Annotated in this window: 17 protein-coding genes; 11 read left to right on the top strand and 6 right to left on the bottom strand. The window is 41.7% G+C overall.

What is annotated here, in order from left to right:
- The first annotated feature begins 611 nt into the window (after positions 1–611).
- The 3 genes from COP04_RS10555 to COP04_RS10565 all read left to right on the top strand — a co-directional run bounded on the left by COP04_RS10555 (position 612) and on the right by COP04_RS10565 (position 3,866).
- The gene (locus tag COP04_RS10555) at positions 612–1,622 is read left to right on the top strand and encodes an NAD(P)/FAD-dependent oxidoreductase (protein WP_100487989.1); all 1,011 of its coding nucleotides are present in this window, start codon (positions 612–614) and stop codon (positions 1,620–1,622) included.
- Between the two features lie 141 nt (positions 1,623–1,763).
- Positions 1,764–2,639, top strand: a complete 876-nt coding sequence (locus COP04_RS10560; RefSeq protein ID WP_100487990.1) for a GNAT family N-acetyltransferase — start codon at positions 1,764–1,766, stop codon at positions 2,637–2,639.
- A gap of 12 nt (positions 2,640–2,651) precedes the next feature.
- Entirely contained in the window at positions 2,652–3,866 is a 1,215-nt protein-coding gene (locus COP04_RS10565) for a class I SAM-dependent methyltransferase (protein ID WP_100487991.1), read from the top strand.
- Between the two features lie 115 nt (positions 3,867–3,981).
- On the opposite strand, the gene COP04_RS10570 is transcribed toward COP04_RS10565, so the two are convergent.
- Positions 3,982–5,433, bottom strand: a complete 1,452-nt coding sequence (locus tag COP04_RS10570) for a sugar porter family MFS transporter (protein ID WP_100487992.1) — start codon at positions 5,431–5,433, stop codon at positions 3,982–3,984.
- 284 nt (positions 5,434–5,717) lie between these two features.
- Between COP04_RS10570 and COP04_RS10575 the strand changes: the two genes are divergently transcribed.
- The 3 genes from COP04_RS10575 to corA all read left to right on the top strand — a co-directional run bounded on the left by COP04_RS10575 (position 5,718) and on the right by corA (position 8,560).
- Complete coding sequence (locus COP04_RS10575; protein ID WP_239984838.1) at positions 5,718–6,179, top strand: MarR family winged helix-turn-helix transcriptional regulator; 462 nt, start codon at positions 5,718–5,720, stop codon at positions 6,177–6,179.
- A gap of 817 nt (positions 6,180–6,996) precedes the next feature.
- Entirely contained in the window at positions 6,997–7,533 is a 537-nt protein-coding gene (locus COP04_RS10580) for an EXLDI protein (RefSeq protein ID WP_100487993.1), read from the top strand.
- Positions 7,534–7,600: 67 nt separating this feature from the next.
- Complete coding sequence (gene corA, locus COP04_RS10585) at positions 7,601–8,560, top strand: magnesium/cobalt transporter CorA (protein WP_100489632.1); 960 nt, start codon at positions 7,601–7,603, stop codon at positions 8,558–8,560.
- A 57-nt stretch (positions 8,561–8,617) separates the two neighbouring features.
- Here corA and COP04_RS10590 read toward each other — a convergent pair whose 3' ends face one another.
- Complete coding sequence (locus COP04_RS10590) at positions 8,618–9,268, bottom strand: peroxiredoxin-like family protein (protein WP_100487994.1); 651 nt, start codon at positions 9,266–9,268, stop codon at positions 8,618–8,620.
- Between the two features lie 139 nt (positions 9,269–9,407).
- Here COP04_RS10590 and COP04_RS10595 point away from each other — a divergent pair, with 139 nt between their 5' ends.
- Positions 9,408–9,845: an SRPBCC family protein gene (locus COP04_RS10595; RefSeq protein WP_100487995.1), complete on the top strand. Its 438-nt coding sequence runs from the start codon at positions 9,408–9,410 to the stop codon at positions 9,843–9,845.
- A 246-nt stretch (positions 9,846–10,091) separates the two neighbouring features.
- Positions 10,092–10,679 carry a xanthine phosphoribosyltransferase gene (locus COP04_RS10600; RefSeq protein WP_100487996.1) on the top strand — a complete coding sequence of 196 codons (588 nt, stop codon included), beginning with the start codon at positions 10,092–10,094 and terminating at the stop codon, positions 10,677–10,679.
- A gap of 348 nt (positions 10,680–11,027) precedes the next feature.
- On the opposite strand, the gene xerS is transcribed toward COP04_RS10600, so the two are convergent.
- Positions 11,028–12,122: a tyrosine recombinase XerS gene (xerS, locus tag COP04_RS10605; protein WP_100487997.1), complete on the bottom strand. Its 1,095-nt coding sequence runs from the start codon at positions 12,120–12,122 to the stop codon at positions 11,028–11,030.
- A 1,260-nt stretch (positions 12,123–13,382) separates the two neighbouring features.
- Between xerS and COP04_RS10610 the strand changes: the two genes are divergently transcribed.
- Positions 13,383–14,585, top strand: coding sequence for an MFS transporter (locus tag COP04_RS10610; protein WP_100487998.1), 1,203 nt, complete (start codon positions 13,383–13,385; stop codon positions 14,583–14,585).
- Between the two features lie 367 nt (positions 14,586–14,952).
- On the opposite strand, the gene COP04_RS10615 is transcribed toward COP04_RS10610, so the two are convergent.
- Positions 14,953–15,909, bottom strand: a complete 957-nt coding sequence (locus tag COP04_RS10615; RefSeq protein WP_204988038.1) for an SDR family NAD(P)-dependent oxidoreductase — start codon at positions 15,907–15,909, stop codon at positions 14,953–14,955.
- Positions 15,910–16,022: 113 nt separating this feature from the next.
- On the opposite strand from COP04_RS10615, the gene COP04_RS10620 reads away from it, so the two are divergent.
- The gene (locus COP04_RS10620) at positions 16,023–16,697 is read left to right on the top strand and encodes a DUF975 family protein (protein WP_100487999.1); all 675 of its coding nucleotides are present in this window, start codon (positions 16,023–16,025) and stop codon (positions 16,695–16,697) included.
- A gap of 107 nt (positions 16,698–16,804) precedes the next feature.
- On the opposite strand, the gene COP04_RS10625 is transcribed toward COP04_RS10620, so the two are convergent.
- Both COP04_RS10625 and COP04_RS10630 read right to left on the bottom strand, forming a co-directional pair.
- A complete protein-coding gene (locus COP04_RS10625; RefSeq protein WP_100488000.1) occupies positions 16,805–17,668 on the bottom strand; it encodes a VOC family protein in 864 nt (287 codons plus the stop codon).
- Between the two features lie 255 nt (positions 17,669–17,923).
- The gene (locus COP04_RS10630) at positions 17,924–19,663 is read right to left on the bottom strand and encodes a methyl-accepting chemotaxis protein (RefSeq protein ID WP_100488001.1); all 1,740 of its coding nucleotides are present in this window, start codon (positions 19,661–19,663) and stop codon (positions 17,924–17,926) included.
- Positions 19,664–19,923: 260 nt separating this feature from the next.
- On the opposite strand from COP04_RS10630, the gene spoIIP reads away from it, so the two are divergent.
- Complete coding sequence (gene spoIIP / locus COP04_RS10635; protein ID WP_193437411.1) at positions 19,924–21,012, top strand: stage II sporulation protein P; 1,089 nt, start codon at positions 19,924–19,926, stop codon at positions 21,010–21,012.
- The last annotated feature ends 25 nt before the right edge of the window (positions 21,013–21,037 follow it).

Below are 21,037 nucleotides of genomic sequence, written 5' to 3' on the forward strand. Positions count from 1 at the left end.
AGGATGAGAAAATTGATAGCAAACCATAGGAGGCAAAGGTTTGTCGCAAGTATCATCATCGATTTCCTCTTCCCTTTTTTATAGTTCGTTGATATTTTGCTCTTTTTTTGCTGAATTTAATCTTGTCACGCTTAACGATCCGCTTTTCAGGTGCTTTTCAGATTTTCCTGTTAACTTAGGGTTTGGGACTTGTTCATCAAGAACAGAAGGTGATTTTGTGATAACAAAACGGCTCTGGTGACGAAATGTTTCGACGGTCGGCCGGTTAAAAATTTACGGGAGATGGCGGAAAAACTGACAAGATCTATCCGTCGTGTAAAGATATCCATATTGTCTGTTGCCAAGGCCGCGACGCTCGAAACGATATGAAGCGCACGCTCTTGGAAATTCTTCCGTCGATTCATGGAAAAGGCGGAGGAAATACTTCTTTGGCACAGGGTGATCAGAACTCTCGGCGGACAGGTACTGAAATTATTGAGAACTGCAGTATTGCGCCTGCTTAATCGATGTGAAACTGCACGAATTATTTCTGATAGGGCGTTAAAATTGTGCATTGATTCACTGTTTTTGCGGCGTAAGCCATAATGAATAAATGATTCGGAGGGGTCAGATTGTCAGAAACTCAGGAACTGTATGATATAACTATTATCGGCGGCGGTCCGACCGGGCTTTTTGCTGCTTTTTATGCCGGATTACGGCAAATGAAAGTAAAAATTATTGAGAGTCTTCCTCAACTCGGAGGTCAGCTTGGCACGCTTTATCCGGAAAAAGATATATTTGACGTTGCCGGTTTTCCAAAGATAAAGGCTAAAGACTTGGTCAAGAACCTCGTGCAACAGGCGGCACAATTTGATCCGGAGATTATTCTTGATGAAAAGGTACAAACACTTGAACGTCAGGATGATGGGACTTTTAAGATCACTGCGGAATCAGGAAATAGCCACCGTACAAGAACGGTGATCGTTACGGCCGGGGTCGGAGCTTTTTCTCCGCGACCGCTGAAAATTGAAGGCGCGGAAACCTACGAAAATAAAAACCTGCACTATTATGTTGACGATGTCCAAAAATTCGCGGGTAAGAAAGTTGCCATACTTGGTGGCGGCGATTCTGCAGTCGACTGGGCAAACACGCTTGAGCCAATAGCCAGAGATGTTATGATTGTCCACCGCCGCGATCAATTCCGAGCTCATGAAAAAAGTGTAGAACAAATGAACCGGTCACGCGTTCGGATTTTCACACCGTATACGGCAAAAGAAATTATTGGAAACGGGGACAGAATTGAAAAATTGGTTGTTGAGGAAGTCAAGGGCAATCGGCTTGAAATTTTGCCGCTTGACGATCTGATCGTCAACTACGGCTTTGTATCGGCGCTTGGCCCGATCAAAGACTGGAACTTTGAATTTGATAAAAATGCTATTGTTGTCAATACAAAAATGGAGACGAGCGTACCTGGTATCTATGCTGCCGGTGATATTGCTTCATATCCAGGAAAAATAAAACTGATTGCCACCGGATTTGGCGAAGCGCCGACTGCAGTCAATAACGCAAAACACTTTATCGATCCTGATTCCAGGACGCAGCCGATGCACAGCTCAAGTTCCGGAGAACTTTTTTCCAAATAAACAACCGATGGATAAGTGAATAAGTCGAATAGTCGATTATGCCCGGTGTCTGAACGATGCCGGGCATTGAGATTTGATGTCGTTTTTTTTAACTGGTTCACTTATAATTAATCGTATCAAAGAACAGGCGGAGACGATGGGATGATTATAAAGAGTTTCAATCGGCTGGATGAGGGAACGCTCATCCAGATTCGCAGCCTAGAACAGGCAGTGATGAAACAGGATGGCGAAAGGAATGAAGTATACCTTGATGCCTCACTGCATTTTAACAATGCGATCAAGCATACGTTTATTGCTTATGAAAAAGACCAGCCAATAAGCGTTCTGCACCTGTTTCTGCCCACTTCGCGAGAAGCCGAACTCTGTGCTATGACACTGCCCGACTATCGGGGGCGTGGATACTTTTCAGCACTGCTGCTTTGTGCCGGGAAAGAATTGTCGAAGTACGGAATCCCGGATATTTTGTTTGTCGCAGATCATCGCGACTCAAATAAAAGCCTGACGGACCATCTGGGTGCAAACTATGATTTTTCGGAGTATGCCATGGCGCTTGAAAAAAACAGTTGGCATGATCAGTCGCAGGACAATGGAATTAGATTAATAAAAACAAAATTTGGTGATCTCGATACGTTGACGGATATCAGTAGGGCGATTTTTGGCGAAAGCGAGGAGGACGCGCGCAGCAGGATTGAAAAATCATTGCTTGCCAGGACACGGGAAGGTTTTGCTGCGAATTTGAGCGGAAAGTTGATTGGCATGTGTTATGTTGACTATGAAGAAAGAGACCCAAGTGTTTTTGGCTTTGGGGTTCTGCCTGAGTTTCAGGGAAAAGGATACGGGCGGCGCTTTTTATCCCTCATCATCAGGCATCTCTTCGTCAGAGGTGCTGTTCGAGTAAAATTAGAGGTAGAAAGTAAAAATAATCGCGCACTAAACCTGTATCGAAGTATCGGCTTCGCTGTTTCATCAGGTTACGATTATTATCGGATGGCTGTAAAACATATTTACAACGGTTAAGGGGATCTGTTTATGTGTGAAAATGATTCAAGAGAGCGATGGGAAAATGTACTCATGACTGCAATGGCGCTGATTGATCAGGCAAAAGTCCCCTACACGCTGACAGGGAAAAGTGCTCTGGTCCTCCAGGGTGTTAAAATTCCTGATTCGGAAAATCAAACGATACAGATTTTAATTCAATGGGACGCGATAGAAAGTCTGTATCGGCTTTTTTTGCCTTACGAACCGGCTCCTGTAAAAAAGGACCTGAGAAAAACTTGGTTCGCACTGACCATTGATCATTTTCAGATGGAAATCGTCGGTTTTTTTGGCACGGTAATCCGTACGGATCCGGATCGGTTGCAGATAAAATGTGGAACAGAAATGGTCTTTGTCAAGTCCCTTTATTATTTTTTAAGACGGTTGCAGGCGGATGATCCTTTATATCTGACGGTCAAAGACTATCTCCATCAAATGCAAAGTTCGGATGCCATTCAAAATGAAAAAGCCTGGAATGAAGATGCTTTTCAGGCATGGATCAGCCGGTTTGGGACCCCTGAACAGGCTGCTGCGAAAATACGGCATGATCCGGTCGGGCGGCTGGCTCAGCTTGCCCCTTATTTTCGCGTAGTAAAAGGGAAAAAGATCATCAATCTGCTCGGTTCACATGGGGGAAAAGCCCTGGCTCTTTCTTTGCTTGGGGCGGATGTAACGGTTGTCGATATATCAGAAGAAAATGCTGCGTATGCCCAAAGAACGGCGGCTGCGCTGGGTACTCCGCTCAATTATATTGTTTCAGATGTTCTGCGCCTTCCGAAAAACATAAGAACGTCGGGTTATGATGTTGTTCTCATGGAATTGGGCATTTTGCATTACTTTATTGATCTTGACCCGCTTGCGAAGTTAGTCTTCCAATTGCTTAAAGACGGCGGGCAGCTGGTTCTTCAGGAATTTCATCCGGTTTCCACGAAACTGGTCACGACACGCGGAAAAAAGCAAATCGTTTTTGGCAATTATTTTGATCAGACGTTGAAAGAACGGGAAGTCGCATACGGAAAGCATTTATCTTCCAGAGATCAATCAGAAGCTTTAAATTATAAAGTATTCCTGAGAGAATGGACACTGGGAGAGATTGTCACTTCATTCGCCCGTTCGGGGCTGCGCGTGGACAGGCTGGATGAACTGCCCAATACGAAAAACAGTGATATCGGTCTTCCAAAACTGTTTACGCTTGTCTGCTCAAAATGAAAATTAAAAGCACTGAGCTACTTTGGCCGCTCAGTGCCCAAGAACATACAGTTTAGTCAAAATGGCGATTCCCGGCGAAATTTTATTTTTCTGGATTATAGAGTAAAATGATTGGTTAATCGGCTTGCTGTGATTCTTGAACAGCCTGATTTTTATCAAAATTTTTGAAATAGCGCTCAAGTTCTTCAAGCGAGTGTCCATTTGTTTCCGGTAAAAACTTTCCGACAAAGGCCAGCGCGCCCAGTCCGCAGACAAAAAAGACAAAGAATGTCGTAGAGAGGCCGATCCAATTAAGTAAAACAGGGAAAATCAATCCAATCAGAAAGTTCGTGATCCAGAGACAAAAAACAGTGACCCCCATTCCGAGGCCGCGCAGCCTGAGCGGGAAAATTTCCGAAAGCATCAACCAGGTAACCGGGGAAATGGCACCTTGCTGAAATGCGAGAAAGGTCACTGTCATGCCGAGGACAAGGAATGGGAGCAGGGCAGTGCCATGCAATGTGAGGGAAAAAATTCCGATCAGCAGAAGTGACAAGCTTGTTCCTGTGAGACCGACAAGCAACGTTGGGCGATGATTTACTTTGCCAAGAAGCCACATCCCGAAAAGCGTTGCAAGCACAGAGATAATGCCGTTGGCAATATTGGCAATGAGAGCGACCTGCGCTTGAAATCCAGCTTCCTGAAGAATGTGGGTGCCATAGTACATAATGGAATTTACACCGGTAATTTGTTGAACAACAGCAATACCAATACCAAGTAAAACGATTCTCCGGATCCAGCCAACGTTCAGATCTTTGAAACCGGCTTTGTTTATTTTACTCTCTTTTTCGATCGATTTTTTAATGGTAATGAGTTCCAGATTCGCCCGCTTTTGCCTCCGAATCAGATGAAGGACATGCAACGCACTTTTCAGTTTGCCTTTCGATGCATACCATCTTGGACTTTCCGGAACGATCAGCATGCCGATCCAAAGGAAGACTGCCGGCAAAGTCGCCAGCACAAGCATATAGCGCCATATATGCCCGGCACCGCCGGTATAACTTGCAATCATCGCATTGAAAGTATAGGCGAGCAGCTGTCCGCTGACGATCATCAGTTCGTTCTGCGTTACAATCTGTCCGCGTTTTTCAGCCGGTGACACTTCTGCCAGATAGGTGGGGACGGTTACTGAAGCCCCGCCCACGGCAAGCCCCAGCAAAAAGCGGAAAAAAATCATGAGCTCAGCGTTAGGAGCTAATGAGCAACCTAAAGTCGTGGCCAGAAAAATGATGGCCAGATACATAATGACTTTCCGGCGCCCTTTCATATCTGCCAGTTTTCCGCTGAATACAGCTCCAAAAGCAGCTCCAAACAGCAGTGAACTGGCAACCAGCCCTTCAGTGAAAGCATTGAGGTTGAGCTGATCCGGACGTGACATAAAAGGCAGTGCACCATTGATCACGCCTGTGTCATAGCCGAACAAAAGTCCTCCGAAGGTAGATACTAAAGCTATCAGTTTTAAAAATCTTTTATGTTTGTTTGAATTCGGTGTCTTAAAGTTTCGGTCGGTATCATAGTCTGTTTGAATCGGATTATTGATACTGATAATGAATCCCTCCTTGTCTAAAAAACATTTTACCGAAGCAATGACAAATCACATGTTTGGGTTAGAAAAAGCTGTGGCAATAAATATTGAGAAGATCAACGGAAAAACAGGGTTGTGCGAAAATGAGTACGTGGGAATAGAAATTGAAAATCAGTGCTAACATTGAAGATAGCTGATCAACCGAAAACCACAAGAGCAAAGTTGATTTTTGAGATTGTGATTAGTTTAGCATTAAACTGATATTAAGTCAAAGAAGGTGAAATAATTTGAAAAAACTTTCAATGGGAAACAGGTCAGGAAAAGCACAAAATAGAAGCCAACAACTTTGGCTTTTTCTGTCCCGAACCTATCATCTTCAGTTGCATTCCTTTGGGGTTTTTCTGAAAAAATGGAATCTTACTGTTCCTCAATATGAAGTGCTGAAACGGATTGCGGAACAGAAAAGGATTTCACAAAAAGATCTCGCTGAAAAATTGCTTGTTTCTAAAGGAAATGTCACACAACTTATTACTAAAATGGAAAATTCGGGATATATTTATCGTGAACGGGAGTGGAAGACAAAATATTTATCTTTGACAGAAAAGGGGCTTGCACTTTATCAAAATTTACTGCCGGAGCAAGAAGATTTTTTTACACTTAGAATTCAAAGTTTAACAAAGAAAGAACAGAAGCAACTGATTAAGCTACTGAAGAAATTATACGATGAAGAGCCACATCCCGAAAGCTAAGCGAAATTCACGGGTTAGAAAAAGGCCCCGGAAAGCAGGGACCGTTTTTTTATAATCAATTAATCAAACGTTTGTTTAATTGATTTGTTTGCTTACACTACCCCGACAAAAGTTCTGTCAGCCGTATTAAGTACAAGTTTTTTAGTTCTTTGCATCTATCATTCAGCGTTGTCATTTGAACAGCGTTTACGATCACAACGGTTTTTTCCATAGTTTTCTGATCGGTACCTGTCCATTCAGTTCATCCTCAATAATCGGAATCCCATGCATTGAAATCTTCTCATACCTTCAAACTTCTTGATTAGTTTTGAAATATCTTTGTTGATCATTTGTATTTGGCACGACCTAAGTCATTTATTTCTTGGAAGAATACACTTAGATCTACACATCACTATTTTGAATTGCCGGGGTTTTTAAGTTCCCTGGATTAAACTTTGCGGGTGGGGAATGCCCGGCCGAAACTATGCTACTGGCACGAAGCGGCCACTCTGTGACAAAAATTATGCGCTGCTCGTCATTTATACATAAACCAATCGTTTTAATGGATATTTTTTCAAGCAGCAGCCTCATCCAGGTCAAAAGCAGCTGCTTTAACACGGGAAAAATGATTCAGATTCATTCTACCCCGCGGTTATTGCTTAAATAATTGCATTATCGTCGCTTTTTGAGGCGCCGTTGTCGAATATACGTATAATATAGTACAAAATATGTTTATAAACTATTCATATAATGCTTTATTTATACGTATATGTCGTGTATATTTATGTGTATAAACTAAATAGTCCGCAGATTACTTCAAAACGAGGGAGGAATTTCAGTGCCAAATAAGACAATCTATGTACCTGACTCTGACCTTCAAGTTTTTGATCACGCACAGGATGTGTCCGGAAAAAACTTATCTGCTACGATCGTTCAGGCATTGAGATACTTTATCAAAATCGGTGAGGGCAAGGGCTTTGAATACGTGGAAATATCGGAAGGCGAAAGAGGATTTTACAAACGGAAGAGATTTATTGGCAGGGAACTGGCTTCGGCGTGTGTAACGGATGATCAGTCATCGCTTACTACCAGCTATACTGTCTATGAGACAGTGCATGGCCGTTTTGCAGTGCTTATTTCGGAGGAGAAAAAAATTCCTCTAGAACAGTCTTTAGAGCGTGAACTCGAAAGAAGGATCATGGAAAGGATTACTGGGGACTATAAAAACAGTTTTCAATATGGCAAGGAGGAGGAAGTGCCCGATGTGCGCCGGCTTGAAGTCTATAATTCGCTTGATTTACTTTCCGGCCATATTCCAGGTGACCTTTTCAGAACGCTTCACGAAATCAGGGATGGCGAATTTCTGGATATTTAATGACAGGAATCCATATAAAAAATGCTGGAGATTTTGCATGTTTTCGGGCTTAAAAGGAGCATGGACGATGATTCGTATTTTAGCAAAACAAGAAGAAGGGGAACTGACCGATTCGCTGACACTGTCTTCTCTGAATACAGCGTCGACAGAATGGCACTGGGTGGACATCAGTGAACCGGATGAGGAGGAGACGGAGGAATTTACCCGGCGTTTTCCATTTTTCAGGTCCCATATGATGAAAAATGAACACCGTTATACAAAACGTCCCCAGCTTCAACTTTTTAATGATTACTATTTCATGTCAATTCAGGCCGTCAGCCCGAGCACACTGAAACCTCATGAACTTCAATTGTATATAGGCAAAAACTACTTTTTCTCGTTTCATACAGATAATCTAAAAGCGGTTAATGACATTTGGCATGAATGCCGTTCAAATGAAAATATTTCCGATGCCCAAACACCAAAGGAAATTTTGCATCGTTTAATGGACAGGCTGGTAGAACAATATTTTATGGTCGCCAGTCTTCTTGAAGACAAAATCGATGCATTGGACATGAATTCCAAACGTGAATCAATACACAGATTGAATGAACGGGTGTTTCAGATCCGCAGTGAACTTCTCGGCTTTCGGAGAGTGGTGACACCTTTGATGGACATTCTCCAGCGGATGGTCGGTTCTTCTTATATACCGACAAGCGAGACGGAGAACATTTATTTGCGAAATGTCAGTGAGAATCTCGCCCGGTTGACTCACATAATTGAATCCAACATGGAGATTACATCCGATATCCGTGACAGTTATCTGTCATTGACTTCGTACCGGACAAACAGCATTATGCAGACACTGACTGTCATTACGACCATATTTATGCCTTTGACATTTATTGCCGGGATTTATGGTATGAATTTCAAATACATGCCGGAACTTGACTGGCATTGGGGCTATTTTCTGGTACTTGTGCTGATGATGGGTATTGCAATCAGCATGTATTTCTGGTTCCGGAAAAAAGGCTGGTTTGATAAATAACAGAAAGCTGCCCCGAGATAAGGGCAGCTTTCTGTTTAACCTTTTTTACTGCAAAGGTTATTTTCCCAATCCTTTAACAACGTTTATAACTTCGACCGGATCAGTTCTTACTTTATAATCTGAACTGACATGTGCAAAAACAATGTTTCCTTTCTGATTGATTACAAAAGTTGCGGGCTTTGGCAGTTCCCATTTTTCATTGCCATTCCGCTCTTCAAGATCAATTCCGGACTCTTTATACAGATCAATTAGATAATCCTGAAGTTTAAAAAGCAAATGATAATGTGCAGCAACTTTTCCATCTTTGTCGCTCAGCACGGCAAATTCGAGTTCATCTTTTTCTTTTGTGGATAAAGACGCGTCAGGTGTCTGCGGACTGATTGCAATCAGCCGTGCACCGGCTTTTTGAATTTCAGGCAATGAGCGCTGATAGGCTCTCAGTTCAAGGTTGCAATAGGGACACCAGCCGCCGCGATAGAATGAGATGATTACAGGACCTTTTGCCAGTTCTTCTGAAAGAGTTACTTTTTTTGCGGTGGCATCGGGAAGAGAAAAATCGGGGGCAGGATCTCCTTCCTTTAGTCCTCGAGCGACACCGAATGCTTCCAATTCTTTGATAGCCTGTGCATAGAGACGCTGTTTTTCAGGAGATGCTTTTTTCTTTGAAGAAACTTTATATTCATTTATTTCATCAAGTAATGAAGCCATTTTTTTACAAGCCTCCAATAGTATGTTAAATTTACTGTACAGCAGAGTTGAGAATGTTTCGAATCATTCGCTCTGATGCGAAAATAGATTTGCTTTCCAGTAACATCATTGTATATAGAAATTTTCGGGAGGTCATTATATGGCATTTGCTGAATTTGCGGTTTCAATACATAGACCGGTAAAAGAAATTTATGATTTTATATTGAATGGCGAAAATAATAAACTTTGGAGGCCCTCTGTAGTTGATGTGAAACAGGAGACCGCGGGTGCCATTGACATCGGGACCAAGTTCTCACAAACTATGAAGGGACCGTTTGGGAAAAGCATCAGCGGTGATTATGAAATTACGGAATGTAAAGCAGATCAAACCATTTCTTTTAAAGTGATATCGGGTCCGGCAAGGCCGGTTGGACATTACGTTTTCGAAAATGATGGAGAAGAAACAAAAGTAACGTTTACCTTATCTTTTAAGCCTAGTGGATTCGCGCGGCTTATGGATCCAATGATAAACAAACAAATGCAGTTGGAGACGGTCACAATCTCAAATGTAAAAAAATACTTGGAAGAAAAATCCTGATTAGAACGGTTTGAGCCGCTTCCGGGTCTTGTACATATTCATTGAAGAGAATGGGGAGATCTTATCAGGTCAAGCCTACATTGAGTTTTTTTCCTGGTTCATGCATTTTTATCATGTGCCATCATTGATTCTTTCCTGAGACATATGGAGGCGCATCTGTTCTCTCGTTTAACACATATACTTATTTTTTGAAAAAATTTATCTTTTAAACTTTCAATTTGTTTTGGAGAGGATTTGGAGAAGAAAATGAAAGAATTAAAAAAACGTATTCGGGAAGAGGGGAGGGTCATCGGTTCGGAGATTCTTAAGGTGGATCATTTTCTGAACCATCAAATTGATCCTGTATTAATGCTGAAAATAGGCAAGAAGTTTGCCAACATTTTTCAGAAGAAAGAAATCACCAAAGTCATTACAATTGAGTCTTCAGGTATCGCACCAGCGCTGATGACAGGGCTAGAGTTGGAAGTACCTGTTATTTTTGCCCGGAAGAAAAAACCGGTTACTTTGGATGAAGGCAGCCTGGTTACTGAAATCTTTTCATTTACCAAACAAGTCACAAATTCCGTATTTATTGAGAAAGGCATGTTGATCCCTGGTGACCGTGTACTTATTATTGATGATTTTTTAGCAAATGGGGAGGCTTCACTCGGTCTGACGCGAATCATTGAGATGGCAGGGGCAGTTGTAGCAGGCATTGGCATTGTGATCGAAAAATCATTTCAGGAAGGAAGGATGAGGCTGGAGCAGGCTGGTTATCCGGTTTTTTCTCTTGCCAGAGTTGCTTCATTGAACCACGGACAGGTAACGTTTATTGATGAAAAACAGGTACAATGAGTACTGACAACGGATGAATGTATATAAAAACACATAAATTATATTATGTAAACTAAATTGCATGGAATATTGGTTTGCAATTTAATAGAGATAAAGCATGGAATACCTACTTAAAAATTTATAATTGGGATTTCTGAGGGCTGTTTTTCAATTAACTGACGATTTTAAGGAGCTGCTTTTATGTCAGTTTAGGGCTAAACCGGCAGCACAGGGGTAGCACAGGCACAGGCAAAATATAGGGCTAATTTATTCTAAGCCTTTGTTTTAGTGCAGAGTTGGCAGAGTTGTTAGGTGAAACTAAAATTTATTACTCTGGTTCAATAAACTATGCGGCGTGCAATGATGTAATCATTGATTATCCGGTTCATCGAAGTGGTCGTCCATATTGTCGACAGCTCTTTTAAGTTCCTCATTTGATAGATGGGTGTAAATCATTGTAGTCTGGATAGACGAGTGGCCAAGCTGGCGGCGAAGCTTAGGAATATCGTTGTTTTCGGCCTGGTATCTAGTTGCAAACGAGTGCCGTAGTTTGTGCACAGACAGCGCCGGTTTGCCGAATGCGGTAGCATATTTTTTTACCAGGTTTTCGATTGCCCGCGGGCTCAGCCTCCGTGTTGTTTCTTTTGGTCCCATAGATGCGGAAACGAAAAGAGCTTTATTTGAAACCGGCAAATGATATTTTTCAGTTCGTACCTGCAGATAATCTTCAAGATCCAGTCCGGCCTGTTCACTGAAGTAGACATACTGCTCCTTGTTGCCTTTGCGCATGACACGAACCATCCGTTTTTTAAAATCCACATCGCTCAGATCCAGTCCGACCACTTCGGATAAGCGCAATCCGGAGCCGAGAATTAACGATACAATTGCCGTGTCACGTTCCGCATTTTGCTGATGGAAATTCAAAAGCTTTTTGTCATTCTTAACAGTCTGGCAGTAATCTTCGGCAACAAACTGGCGAAACTGTTCATATTCATCTTTCCAGAGTATTTTTCCCGCCATCTTCTGGGCAACTGTTTCCTGATCTTCTTTAATCTTGTTGAAGGAAATTTTGGCCATCACATTGCGCACCAGATAGGGCTTGAGATCCTGAGTCTCGGCGACATTCTGAAGGTAATTAAACAGCGACTTCAGCGAGGAGAGTTTACGGTTGATTGTAAAACGATCGTTATTCAGCCGGAACTGCAAATAAGACAGAAAGTTTTCAATCTGCTGCGGAGTAAGTTTTTCTAGGCCATCCAGGGGAATATCCTCACATTTGCCTTTATAAAGACCTTCGGCAAGCATCCAATTAAAGAAAATCAAGTAGTCATGGCAGTAATTCAACAGTGAACGGGGCGACATCGTCCGCATCTTTTTATCAACATACTCGCGGACATACCAGGGGAGCTCATCTGTTTTTTCATCGATTCTGTCAAGCAAATGCTGTTTACGAGCATCATCCACGCTTAGGGCCTCCAAAGAGAAAAATAGTTTTGTTAAATAATGGTAATTATAATAGTATAATATCATGATGAAATATAAGAGTCAAGTATTTTACGTAGTAATCACTCGATCACGATCTGAACATTGAAGGCGTTGAAGGTGCTGCAACTTCAGCTAGACGTTGCTGATGAGCATCAACAGTGGGAAAATCAGTTCAACAGTATTTGCAATGACCGGATGAATGAGCAATCAGAATTATTGCGGCATTGGTACTTTGATGAACGTTAAGCCATAGATAATCATTTTCGGTTTCCGTTATGTGCATCTGATACAGTGAACAGCTCGTGGAATATCTAAATGATGAAAATATCTACAAGAAAAGATGAGCGGTCCGGAACATTTCATTCGAGTAATTTATCATTCAAAATAGATGAGACCAATGAAATCACTTAAGCACACTAAAATAGACCAAACAAAAATAAATCATAACATTACTTCGTCAAAATTATATTTTACGTAGTAATGTTTAAGAGCAATAATACTCCTATACCAGACTTTCCAGTCCTCTGCCTCTTCTTATATATTTACTGTATCAAAGTTTCGAGTGACCGTTTCGCAACAATAAGCTCGCAACGAAGTTTTTATGTTGTAATCACACACCTGTTTTCGTTCCTTTCTTACGCATTATTCGTTTACTTTTTCAGTACAAACCATAATATTTTTAAATAACTTTATTTTATAACGGAACAATTTTACAGTTGAAAATGCAGCCTTATCATTATCAAACCTCTTATTTGTATTTATCAGTGCCCATCACTGTCGCGGTTGAATCTGTACAGGTCATAATGCACCAAGCCAAGCCCCAAGCCACGGCAAAAGAGATTTCATTTCAGTGATCTCTTTAATTTCTTTATCCGTACAAATTGATGATCAACGACATTCCGGGAACAATGGCTTTGTCACCACCTTCCCCTCCCTGCTTCAGTCATTACTAATGCCGTTAATTCTGTTAACGTTAAAGAAATTTTGCTAAATATCTTGTCATACCTAATAAATTTTATTAATATCTAATTAGATAATTGTTTAATTAAATACAGATATGTGACTCAGTAAGTGGTTGTCCTTTGCAAAGCTTTAGGAGATGCAACAGCTGCTTGTTCTATCCTATCGTTTCTTCTGTGTTAGGACATAATTAAAAATCTATCCTTATATTTTTTAAAAAATTAATTAGATATATGTGAAATTAGATTATTGTAAAAGTAGGCGATTGCTGTGTCTTTAATGTTTAAAGGTCCGTACAGTAAGTTGTTTTTTTCTGGAATGATTAATGGTTTGGGTGACAGATTCAGTCAGGTTGCTATGCTCACACTATTATTAAAGTTAACGGGATCTGGATTTTCAGTCGGAATGGTGATGATGCTTCGGTTACTGCCATTTTTATTTTTTGCTCCGATTGGAGGCCGTTTAGCAGATCGATTCCCTCGAAAAAATATTTTAGTGATCACGGATTTAGGGAGAATTATTTTTGCATTTTCTTTTTTGCTGGTTCACTCAGAAAATGAAGTATGGATCATCTATATGAGTGCGTTTGTTTTGGCAGCCGGAGAGGCAATTTATGCTCCTGTTCGCAAGTCTGTACTTCCTTTGATGGTAAAAAGAAATGATTTTGCTAGGGTAAACAGTCTCGAACAAGTTTTAACAGGCATTGTATTGATTATCGGTGCCTTTTCTGGAGGAATTATCTCCTTTATTTGGGGTCAAAGCATTGCTTTTTGCATGAACGGATTATCGTTTTTGATTGCTGCTTTGATTAATTCTACAATTACCTTGAAGGAGACAAAAATCAGACCTAATTCTGAGTGTAGAAATCATTCTTTTCTGCTTAGCGTAAGAACTATGATACGACATTCGTTTTCTATTCAAATAATTATCAGCTGCATACTGCTTGTCTCATTGGTTAACGGAATTGACAATGTGCTGATCAGTATTTACGCCGTTAAGGTTTTTCATCTTGGTGATTTAGGAGTCGGAGTTTTCTACGGAGCTTTGGGTGTGGGATTGGTTTTGAGTTTTTCAATTGCAAGCAGATTAAAAAAACATTTCATTGTTATCGGATTTATTTGTTTGTTTCTTGAAGGTATGATGCTAATCTTCTTAAGCATTAGCATCATTGCAACCATGGCTATTTTAGCTTTCAGCTCTGCAGCTTTGTTTTCAGGCATCGGTAATACATGCTTTGAGACTGTAATGATGAAAGAAATTCCAGATGAATTTAGAGGTACAACATTTGGCCTAACAGAAGCACTTTCTAACTTTCTCCTTGGACTTTCAATGTTTTTTTCGGGTATTGTTTTAGCTTTTATTTCTCCGAGACATCTAGGTTTTATTGGCGGATTGGGTTTCATAATCATTTCAATTGTATTATGTTTTGTATTAATTGTTCGAAGTGCACACTCTGCTCACCCGAAAGGAAGAATTTTATAAAAGTCAAAAAGTATTATGGCCCTTTGTTATTTTACTGAAGTTCATTACTCAGGTTGATTATCCGAATTTATGGCGTAAGCCGTATTCAGTTATTATGCGGTTTCCTGCTGTGCATTTTGATCTATTGGCGTGTTTAATGAAATATCTAATACTTTGTGTAGTGATCGGTTTGATTTCCTGATAAACTCTTAAAAAATTGGCCCTATAAACGATCTTTTTATGAAAGCAAAGTATATGTGCGATTATATTGTTTTTCCATCACATTTGAAGAGCTTTGAGCCTTGCACAGACATCTTCTGGCGGCAATTCCGATGAAAAAATTCATAACTAATTTACCTCTTTTGGTAAAGTTCCTTCATTTATATTGCTAATTATCCCTTCTCATTAAACTAAAACTTTGGGCTGTTGGTCCGATCTCAGGCTGTGTCGCGAGAAAAATGGCTAAAGGTATTACATCTTTTGGTTCCTTTATCCATTCACTTTCTATATCAAAAACACTCGCTTTTGAGTTATTATCCATTGACGTTGTAACAGGTCCAGGAATAAGCTCATTAACACTTATCTTATACTGCCAAAGTTCTTCAGCTAAAATCCGAGTCAGCATCCATAGTCCGGCCTTAGAGCACGCATATGCTGAACCACCTTGATTGCCACGGTGTCCAAGACCGGAACCTATGGTTATGATCTTTCCGCCTTTTTGTTTCATATAAGGAATCACGGAATGTGCACAGTTGTACGCTCCTATTAGGTTTACATTTATTGTCTGAAACCACCCATCTGGATTGCTTTTTTCCACTAGATTTCTGTCTGCATTAATGCCGGCATTTACGACTAAAATATCAATTCTGCCAAAATCTTCGTTGGTTTTCTTTAACATTGCATATACAGACTCTAAGTCAGTAACATCCGTTGGAATGGCTAAAGCCTGTCCACCTTTTTTCTGTATTTCTTCTGCGACCTCCTTAATTTCTTTTTCTGTACGGGCTGCACACACAATGGATGCACCAATATTGGCGAACGCTAAGGCAATGGCTTTGCCAATCCCCCGCCCTGCCCCGGTAATTACTGCTACTTTTCCTGATAGTAGATTTACATTATTTTGCATAGAATTCTCCCACTTAGTCAAATGTAATTTTTTGCGGTTTCTACGTACTTTGTTTTCTCTCAACATATTCAGATTATCACATGCTCCCGTTTTTTTCAGTAAGTGCTTATTATATGGCAAAGGTATACCTAGCTGAACATCATAAGAACTAAGGGAGACCGGCTGGCCCACTGAAAGTGCGGATACCGCAGCAAGTAACACATACCGATAATTGTTCATCTGCTCCAATTTCCGATTTAACTTTTTCCAGGTTTGAGTCATGTGTTAAAATTTATAATGTATGCGTCGACTGCTGATAAATTTACAAATGATGACCGGGAGGTAATTTGTTAATGCGCATTTCTGAAATCAAAAAGAAAGCCAGAGACTCGCTGGAAAATAATTGGGCAATCTCTTCTCTGCTAGTTTTCATCGCATTTTTTGTAATTTCCGGCTTTCAGGATCTTTATGAAATATTTATTTCCGGAGGCTTGAGCATCTGGATATACAATTGGGAACATAACATTGATCTTCCCCCGTCTGTCCTGCTGACTGAAATTATTTATTCAATCATCGTATCACCGATATCCATTACGTTTTATTGGTTTTTCCTCGGGCTGGCCAGATCGGAAAATCCTCAGATCGGTGAAGTATTTACCGTTTATACAAACATTAGAAAAGTACTGAAGTTGATCTGGGTGTCGTTCGTCCTGGGCTTTTTCGTTGCGATGTGGACCCTCTTATTTATCGTTCCGGGCATTATTAAATCGATCGCTTACGCCCAGACTTACTTCATTCTTAAAGATCATCCGGAATACTCTGCCACAGAGGCAATTGCTGAAAGCCGTAAAATGATGCGCGGTTACAAGTGGAAATTCTTTGTCATGGAGTTAAGTTTCATCGGTTGGGCGATTCTGTCCGTCTTTACATTGTTTATTGGCATGCTCTGGCTGGCACCTTACTTCTTTGCGACTCTGGCAGTGTTCTATAATGAACGAATCAAAGTACCAGAAGAAGTATACAGGTGATCCTGCTTTCAGGCAGAAAAAAAATAGCAGTTAAAATAACAGCAGCAGCTGAAAATCGGTTTGATTTCCGGCTGCTGCTGTTATACTTCATTTAACGATTAAAAGAATTAATCTGCATTTCCCGCGTGCAGTAATATTTTAATGTTCGACGGATCCTTTACGCTGATAAATGTCCCCTTTTCGGATACAGAGACGCCCATGCTCTTCAAACGGCCGACAGCTTCTTCTCTGGTTTCCGGGCTTGGATATTCCAGAATAAAACAATTCATGCCGGCATGGACTTCGTCGGTTGCCGGACGGCCTTTGCTCATCCAAACATTCAATCCGATGTGATGATGATAGCCGCCGGTTGAAATGAAATCTGCCTGATCATCGTACTGTGAGACCAAATCGAAACCAAGCGCGCTGCAATAAAATATTTCGGCGGCTTCCAGATCGGCAACCTGGAGGTGAATATGCCCCATGATTGTTTGCTCCGGCATCCCATTCCACGGCTGACCGTCCAGCTCATCAAGAATATGTTCATCCATTGCTACAGTAGGCATGAACACCTTACCGTCACGCCACTTCCATTCTGTTGCAGGTCTGTCGCGGTAAAGTTCAATGCCGTTGCCATCAGGATCCGCCAAGTAGACTGCTTCACTGACCGCATGATCGGAGCCGCCCTGCAGCGGGTATTCCTCTTTCAGCAGATGATACAGCACGGCGGCAAGGTCTTTGCGCGAAGGCAGCAGCAGCGCAAAGTGATACAAACCCGCCTGCCGCGAGTGATGCGGCAGCACTTGGTCCGGTTGTTCAAGTGTGACCAGCGGATCGAGTCCGTTTGCGGAAAAAGTAATTGAATGGCCCTCTTTTTTCATGACACGCAGACCCAGCATGTTCTGATAAAAATCCCGGGAACGTTCCAGGTTGCTTACCGCGAGATAAACCTGGCTGACGAAAGTGTTAGGAAAACTGTGAAAAGGTGACATGTGAATCCCTCCGATTTGTATAAACTTGCTTCACTTCATCGTTGCTCTATGTAAAAAAGTATATGATGATAAGAGCAATGTCCAACAAACGTTCTCTGCCAGCCAGAATATGTTGGATTAGTGTGAGACATGCCCCGTTTTCCTCTGCAAACAGCATTGCGGTTATTGACAGGAAATGCAATCGCTACTCGTTAAACGAAAAAACCGGGTTGCACAAGGCAGCCCAGTTCCTGATCAGATAAATGCCGGTGATTATTATGTAGCCGGTGAGTCATTCAGTTTAAACCGATTCATCATGTCATCCATTCTTTTTGATTCGAGGGCCATTGATTCCGCGTCATGCGAAAAACTAAGCATTGTTTCATTGACGCTTTCCATCGATTGTGATACATCGCCAACCGTTGCTGCTGACTGTTCCGATACGGCGGCAATACTCTCGATTGAATGGATCATATTTTGTCCGATTTCACTAATTTCATGAAGTCTGGCAGACATGCTTTTTATTTTTTCTCCTACCTGTTTCATCTGTGCATCGATCTGCGTAAATTGGCCGCCCGTGGTCTTGATTTGTTCCGATCCGTTCCTGACTTGTTCATAGCTCATGGTCAATGCCTGATGCACAGCACCGGAATTCTTACGGATCTCATTCATCATTCCGGTAATCTTTTTCACAGACTCCGACGTCTGGTCGGATAAGTTGCGGATTGATTCGGCAATAACCGCAAATCCCTTGCCACCTGCTCCTGCCCTGGCAGATTCAATCGAAGCATTGAGCGCAAGAAGATTAGTTTCTCTGGCAATTCCTTCAATCAGATGAATCAAGCCGGAGATATCCTTCATCTGCTCATCAAGCCGCGTCATTTTGACCATGCAGTCCTGGACACTGCTGTTAATCATAGTCATATGGCTCACGGAGCTGTCAATCGAGTTTTTCCCCTTTTTCGTTGCTTCTGTCGCTGAAACAGAAAGCTCATTAATTGAGCTCGCCCGCGTGGCTTCGCCGGAAAGACTGTCCATGAAATGACCTGCCATTTCACTGATTTGTGATGCATTTTTTGCCTGATCTTCCGTACCGGCGGAAAGTTCAGCCATTGCCTCTTTGACATGATTACTGTTTTCTGCCACCTCACGAACAGATTGGATCAAATGGTGGCTGTTCTGCCGTGATGTAGTCGAAAGTCTAGCGATGGTCAGTGTCATATTCAGCAGATTGTTTTTCATATTGATGATCGACTGTGCAATCAGACCGATCTCATCTTTCCCGCGAACGGTTTCCGCGGAGTCTCTAAGATCACCTGAAGCGATCCGGTCTGTCATTTTAAGAACGTGAGCAAAGGATAGCCTCATCTGCCGGTGTATGAAATAGGTGATGCACCCGCTCACGGCTACGGACAGAAGCAAACTCAATATTAAAAAAATGATCGACCATCTGATCTGGGCACGAGCCCCCGCGACCGCCGACTGTTCCTGGCCTAAAACCGAAACCCGAAGATTTTGAATCTGCCTCATTGTATCATCCTGAAGGCGGTTCTGCTCATTTCGGATGCTTCTTGCTTTCTTCATATCATTCATCGATATTGCAGGCACCAGTTCGTTTTGAAACAGATCATAGGTCATCGAATCGTTTCTCATAATCCGGTTGAAAATCGTCTGCTGCTCTGGAGTCTTCATATAAGGCTGCACCTGGCGTTCCATCCGGGTCAGCTGCTGCTGGTCCTGTGTATACCGGCTAACCGCCGAGTCACTGGGATTAATGAGATAATCGGCGACTCCGGAATCTTTGGAACGGAACAAAGAGCCAATATCTGTAATTTGAACGACCCGGTTCGCCTCCACTCCGGCACCGTCCACCTTCTGCAGTGCCTGCACGAGCAAAATTGTGGCGATCGCCACGGAAACCAAAGTGATCAGGAGTACGATAAGAAGATTTAGAAGATACTTCTGATTGATTTTAAGATTTCGCCATTGAAAATGATACCGTAATCTTAGCTGCATGACGCCCTCCTGGTTATTAAGAATCAAGCTGAAAGTCCTTTATTAAGTATTCAACGTGCAGCGAAATGAGACAAGACGAATCATGTAAATTTATTGTAAATCAGGCTTTACAAATTATTGCTGTAACATTAAATAGTCTAAGGGAATCTTAAATATCTTTTTTAATCTTTTTTAATGAAAAATTGAGTCTATCTTTTCCCCTTCGAATCATAGAGTTAATCAGACGGCATGAAATTCTCAGATGGTCAGGAGGGACAAGCTTGAATCATAACGACCCATCTCATACAACCTCACTCGCAGAAATTTTCTTATACTATTTGATTCTCCTGATTATTGCCTACGGGCTGGCTGCGTTAATCGTTGTCAGCCAGGTAAGAATCGGTCCTGTAGACGATGCGCTGCAAAAAGCTAACTGGCCTGCAGAAGCGTTGATGGCTGAAACCTTCGGTAATGAAAACTCAGTTTTTAATCACGTCATCCGTGCAACTGATCGCCCGAAAAGTGTCTATAAACTTGCTTTTGAGGTCATGACCGATCTGCGGTTTGATGATATCCGAAGCCTTTTCGGTTCGGAACTTCCGGGTTTTACAATTTATAATACAAAAATATTTGTAGCGGGCAAAGGATTGAACTACACGAATCTGCCTCAAGATAGTCCGCCACCGCCTGAAATTACCCTGGAAAAGCCTAAGCAGACAAAACCGGAGAAAGCGCCGTCAGGCCCAATCACTGATAATAATAAACTTAAAAAAACAGTATTACTCTACCACACACATTATTGGGAGTCGTATAAACCTTTTAACAACGGTCAGGCAACAGGTCTGAATCCGGATCATGGCGTAATTCATGACGGATTTGTAGTTGGAAACGTCCTTGCAAGTCATGGTATTGGCTATATTAATACGGGCATACAAAACTGGGGCTACAATGTTGCCTATCAGGGTTCAAGAATTCTTGTCCAGAATTTGCTCAAGCAAAATCCTACCCTTACCTATTTGATCGATATTCACCGGGACTCTTCCGGAAGGAGCATCACAACAATGGATTTGAACAATACCTCTTACGCGCGGATCAGCTTCATTATCGGTGAGGATAATCCGGACTATTCGGCCAATCTGTATATGGCAAAGCAAATAAAAAATGTTATGGACAAACAGTACCCGGGCCTTGTGCGCGGCATTGTCGGCAAAACAAAATTTGACGGCAATGGTGTCTACAATCAGGATCTGTCAAAAAATGCCCTGCTTATTGAGATCGGCGGCATCGATAATACTCAGGCTGAGGTGGATCGGGCATCTAAGGCATTTGGTGAGGCCCTGGCCACATATATAAAACAATCAAATCCATAAAAAACAGTTGTAATAATTAGTACCA

Origin of the sequence: Sporolactobacillus pectinivorans, from assembly GCF_002802965.1 — a bacterium.
Classification (GTDB): domain Bacteria; phylum Bacillota; class Bacilli; order Bacillales; family Sporolactobacillaceae; genus Sporolactobacillus; species Sporolactobacillus pectinivorans.

Coding starts and splice junctions, on each gene's coding strand:
- COP04_RS10560 (WP_100487990.1), top strand. CDS start 1,764: ATGATTATAAAGAGTTTCAATCGGCTGGATGAGGGAACGCTCATCCAG.
- COP04_RS10565 (WP_100487991.1), top strand. CDS start 2,652: ATGTGTGAAAATGATTCAAGAGAGCGATGGGAAAATGTACTCATGACT.
- corA (WP_100489632.1), top strand. CDS start 7,601: ATGATTCGTATTTTAGCAAAACAAGAAGAAGGGGAACTGACCGATTCG.
- COP04_RS10590 (WP_100487994.1), bottom strand. CDS start 9,268: ATGGCTTCATTACTTGATGAAATAAATGAATATAAAGTTTCTTCAAAG.
- COP04_RS10595 (WP_100487995.1), top strand. CDS start 9,408: ATGGCATTTGCTGAATTTGCGGTTTCAATACATAGACCGGTAAAAGAA.
- COP04_RS10600 (WP_100487996.1), top strand. CDS start 10,092: ATGAAAGAATTAAAAAAACGTATTCGGGAAGAGGGGAGGGTCATCGGT.
- COP04_RS10610 (WP_100487998.1), top strand. CDS start 13,383: ATGTTTAAAGGTCCGTACAGTAAGTTGTTTTTTTCTGGAATGATTAAT.
- COP04_RS10615 (WP_204988038.1), bottom strand. CDS start 15,909: ATGAACAATTATCGGTATGTGTTACTTGCTGCGGTATCCGCACTTTCA.
- COP04_RS10620 (WP_100487999.1), top strand. CDS start 16,023: ATGCGCATTTCTGAAATCAAAAAGAAAGCCAGAGACTCGCTGGAAAAT.
- COP04_RS10625 (WP_100488000.1), bottom strand. CDS start 17,668: ATGTCACCTTTTCACAGTTTTCCTAACACTTTCGTCAGCCAGGTTTAT.
- COP04_RS10630 (WP_100488001.1), bottom strand. CDS start 19,663: ATGCAGCTAAGATTACGGTATCATTTTCAATGGCGAAATCTTAAAATC.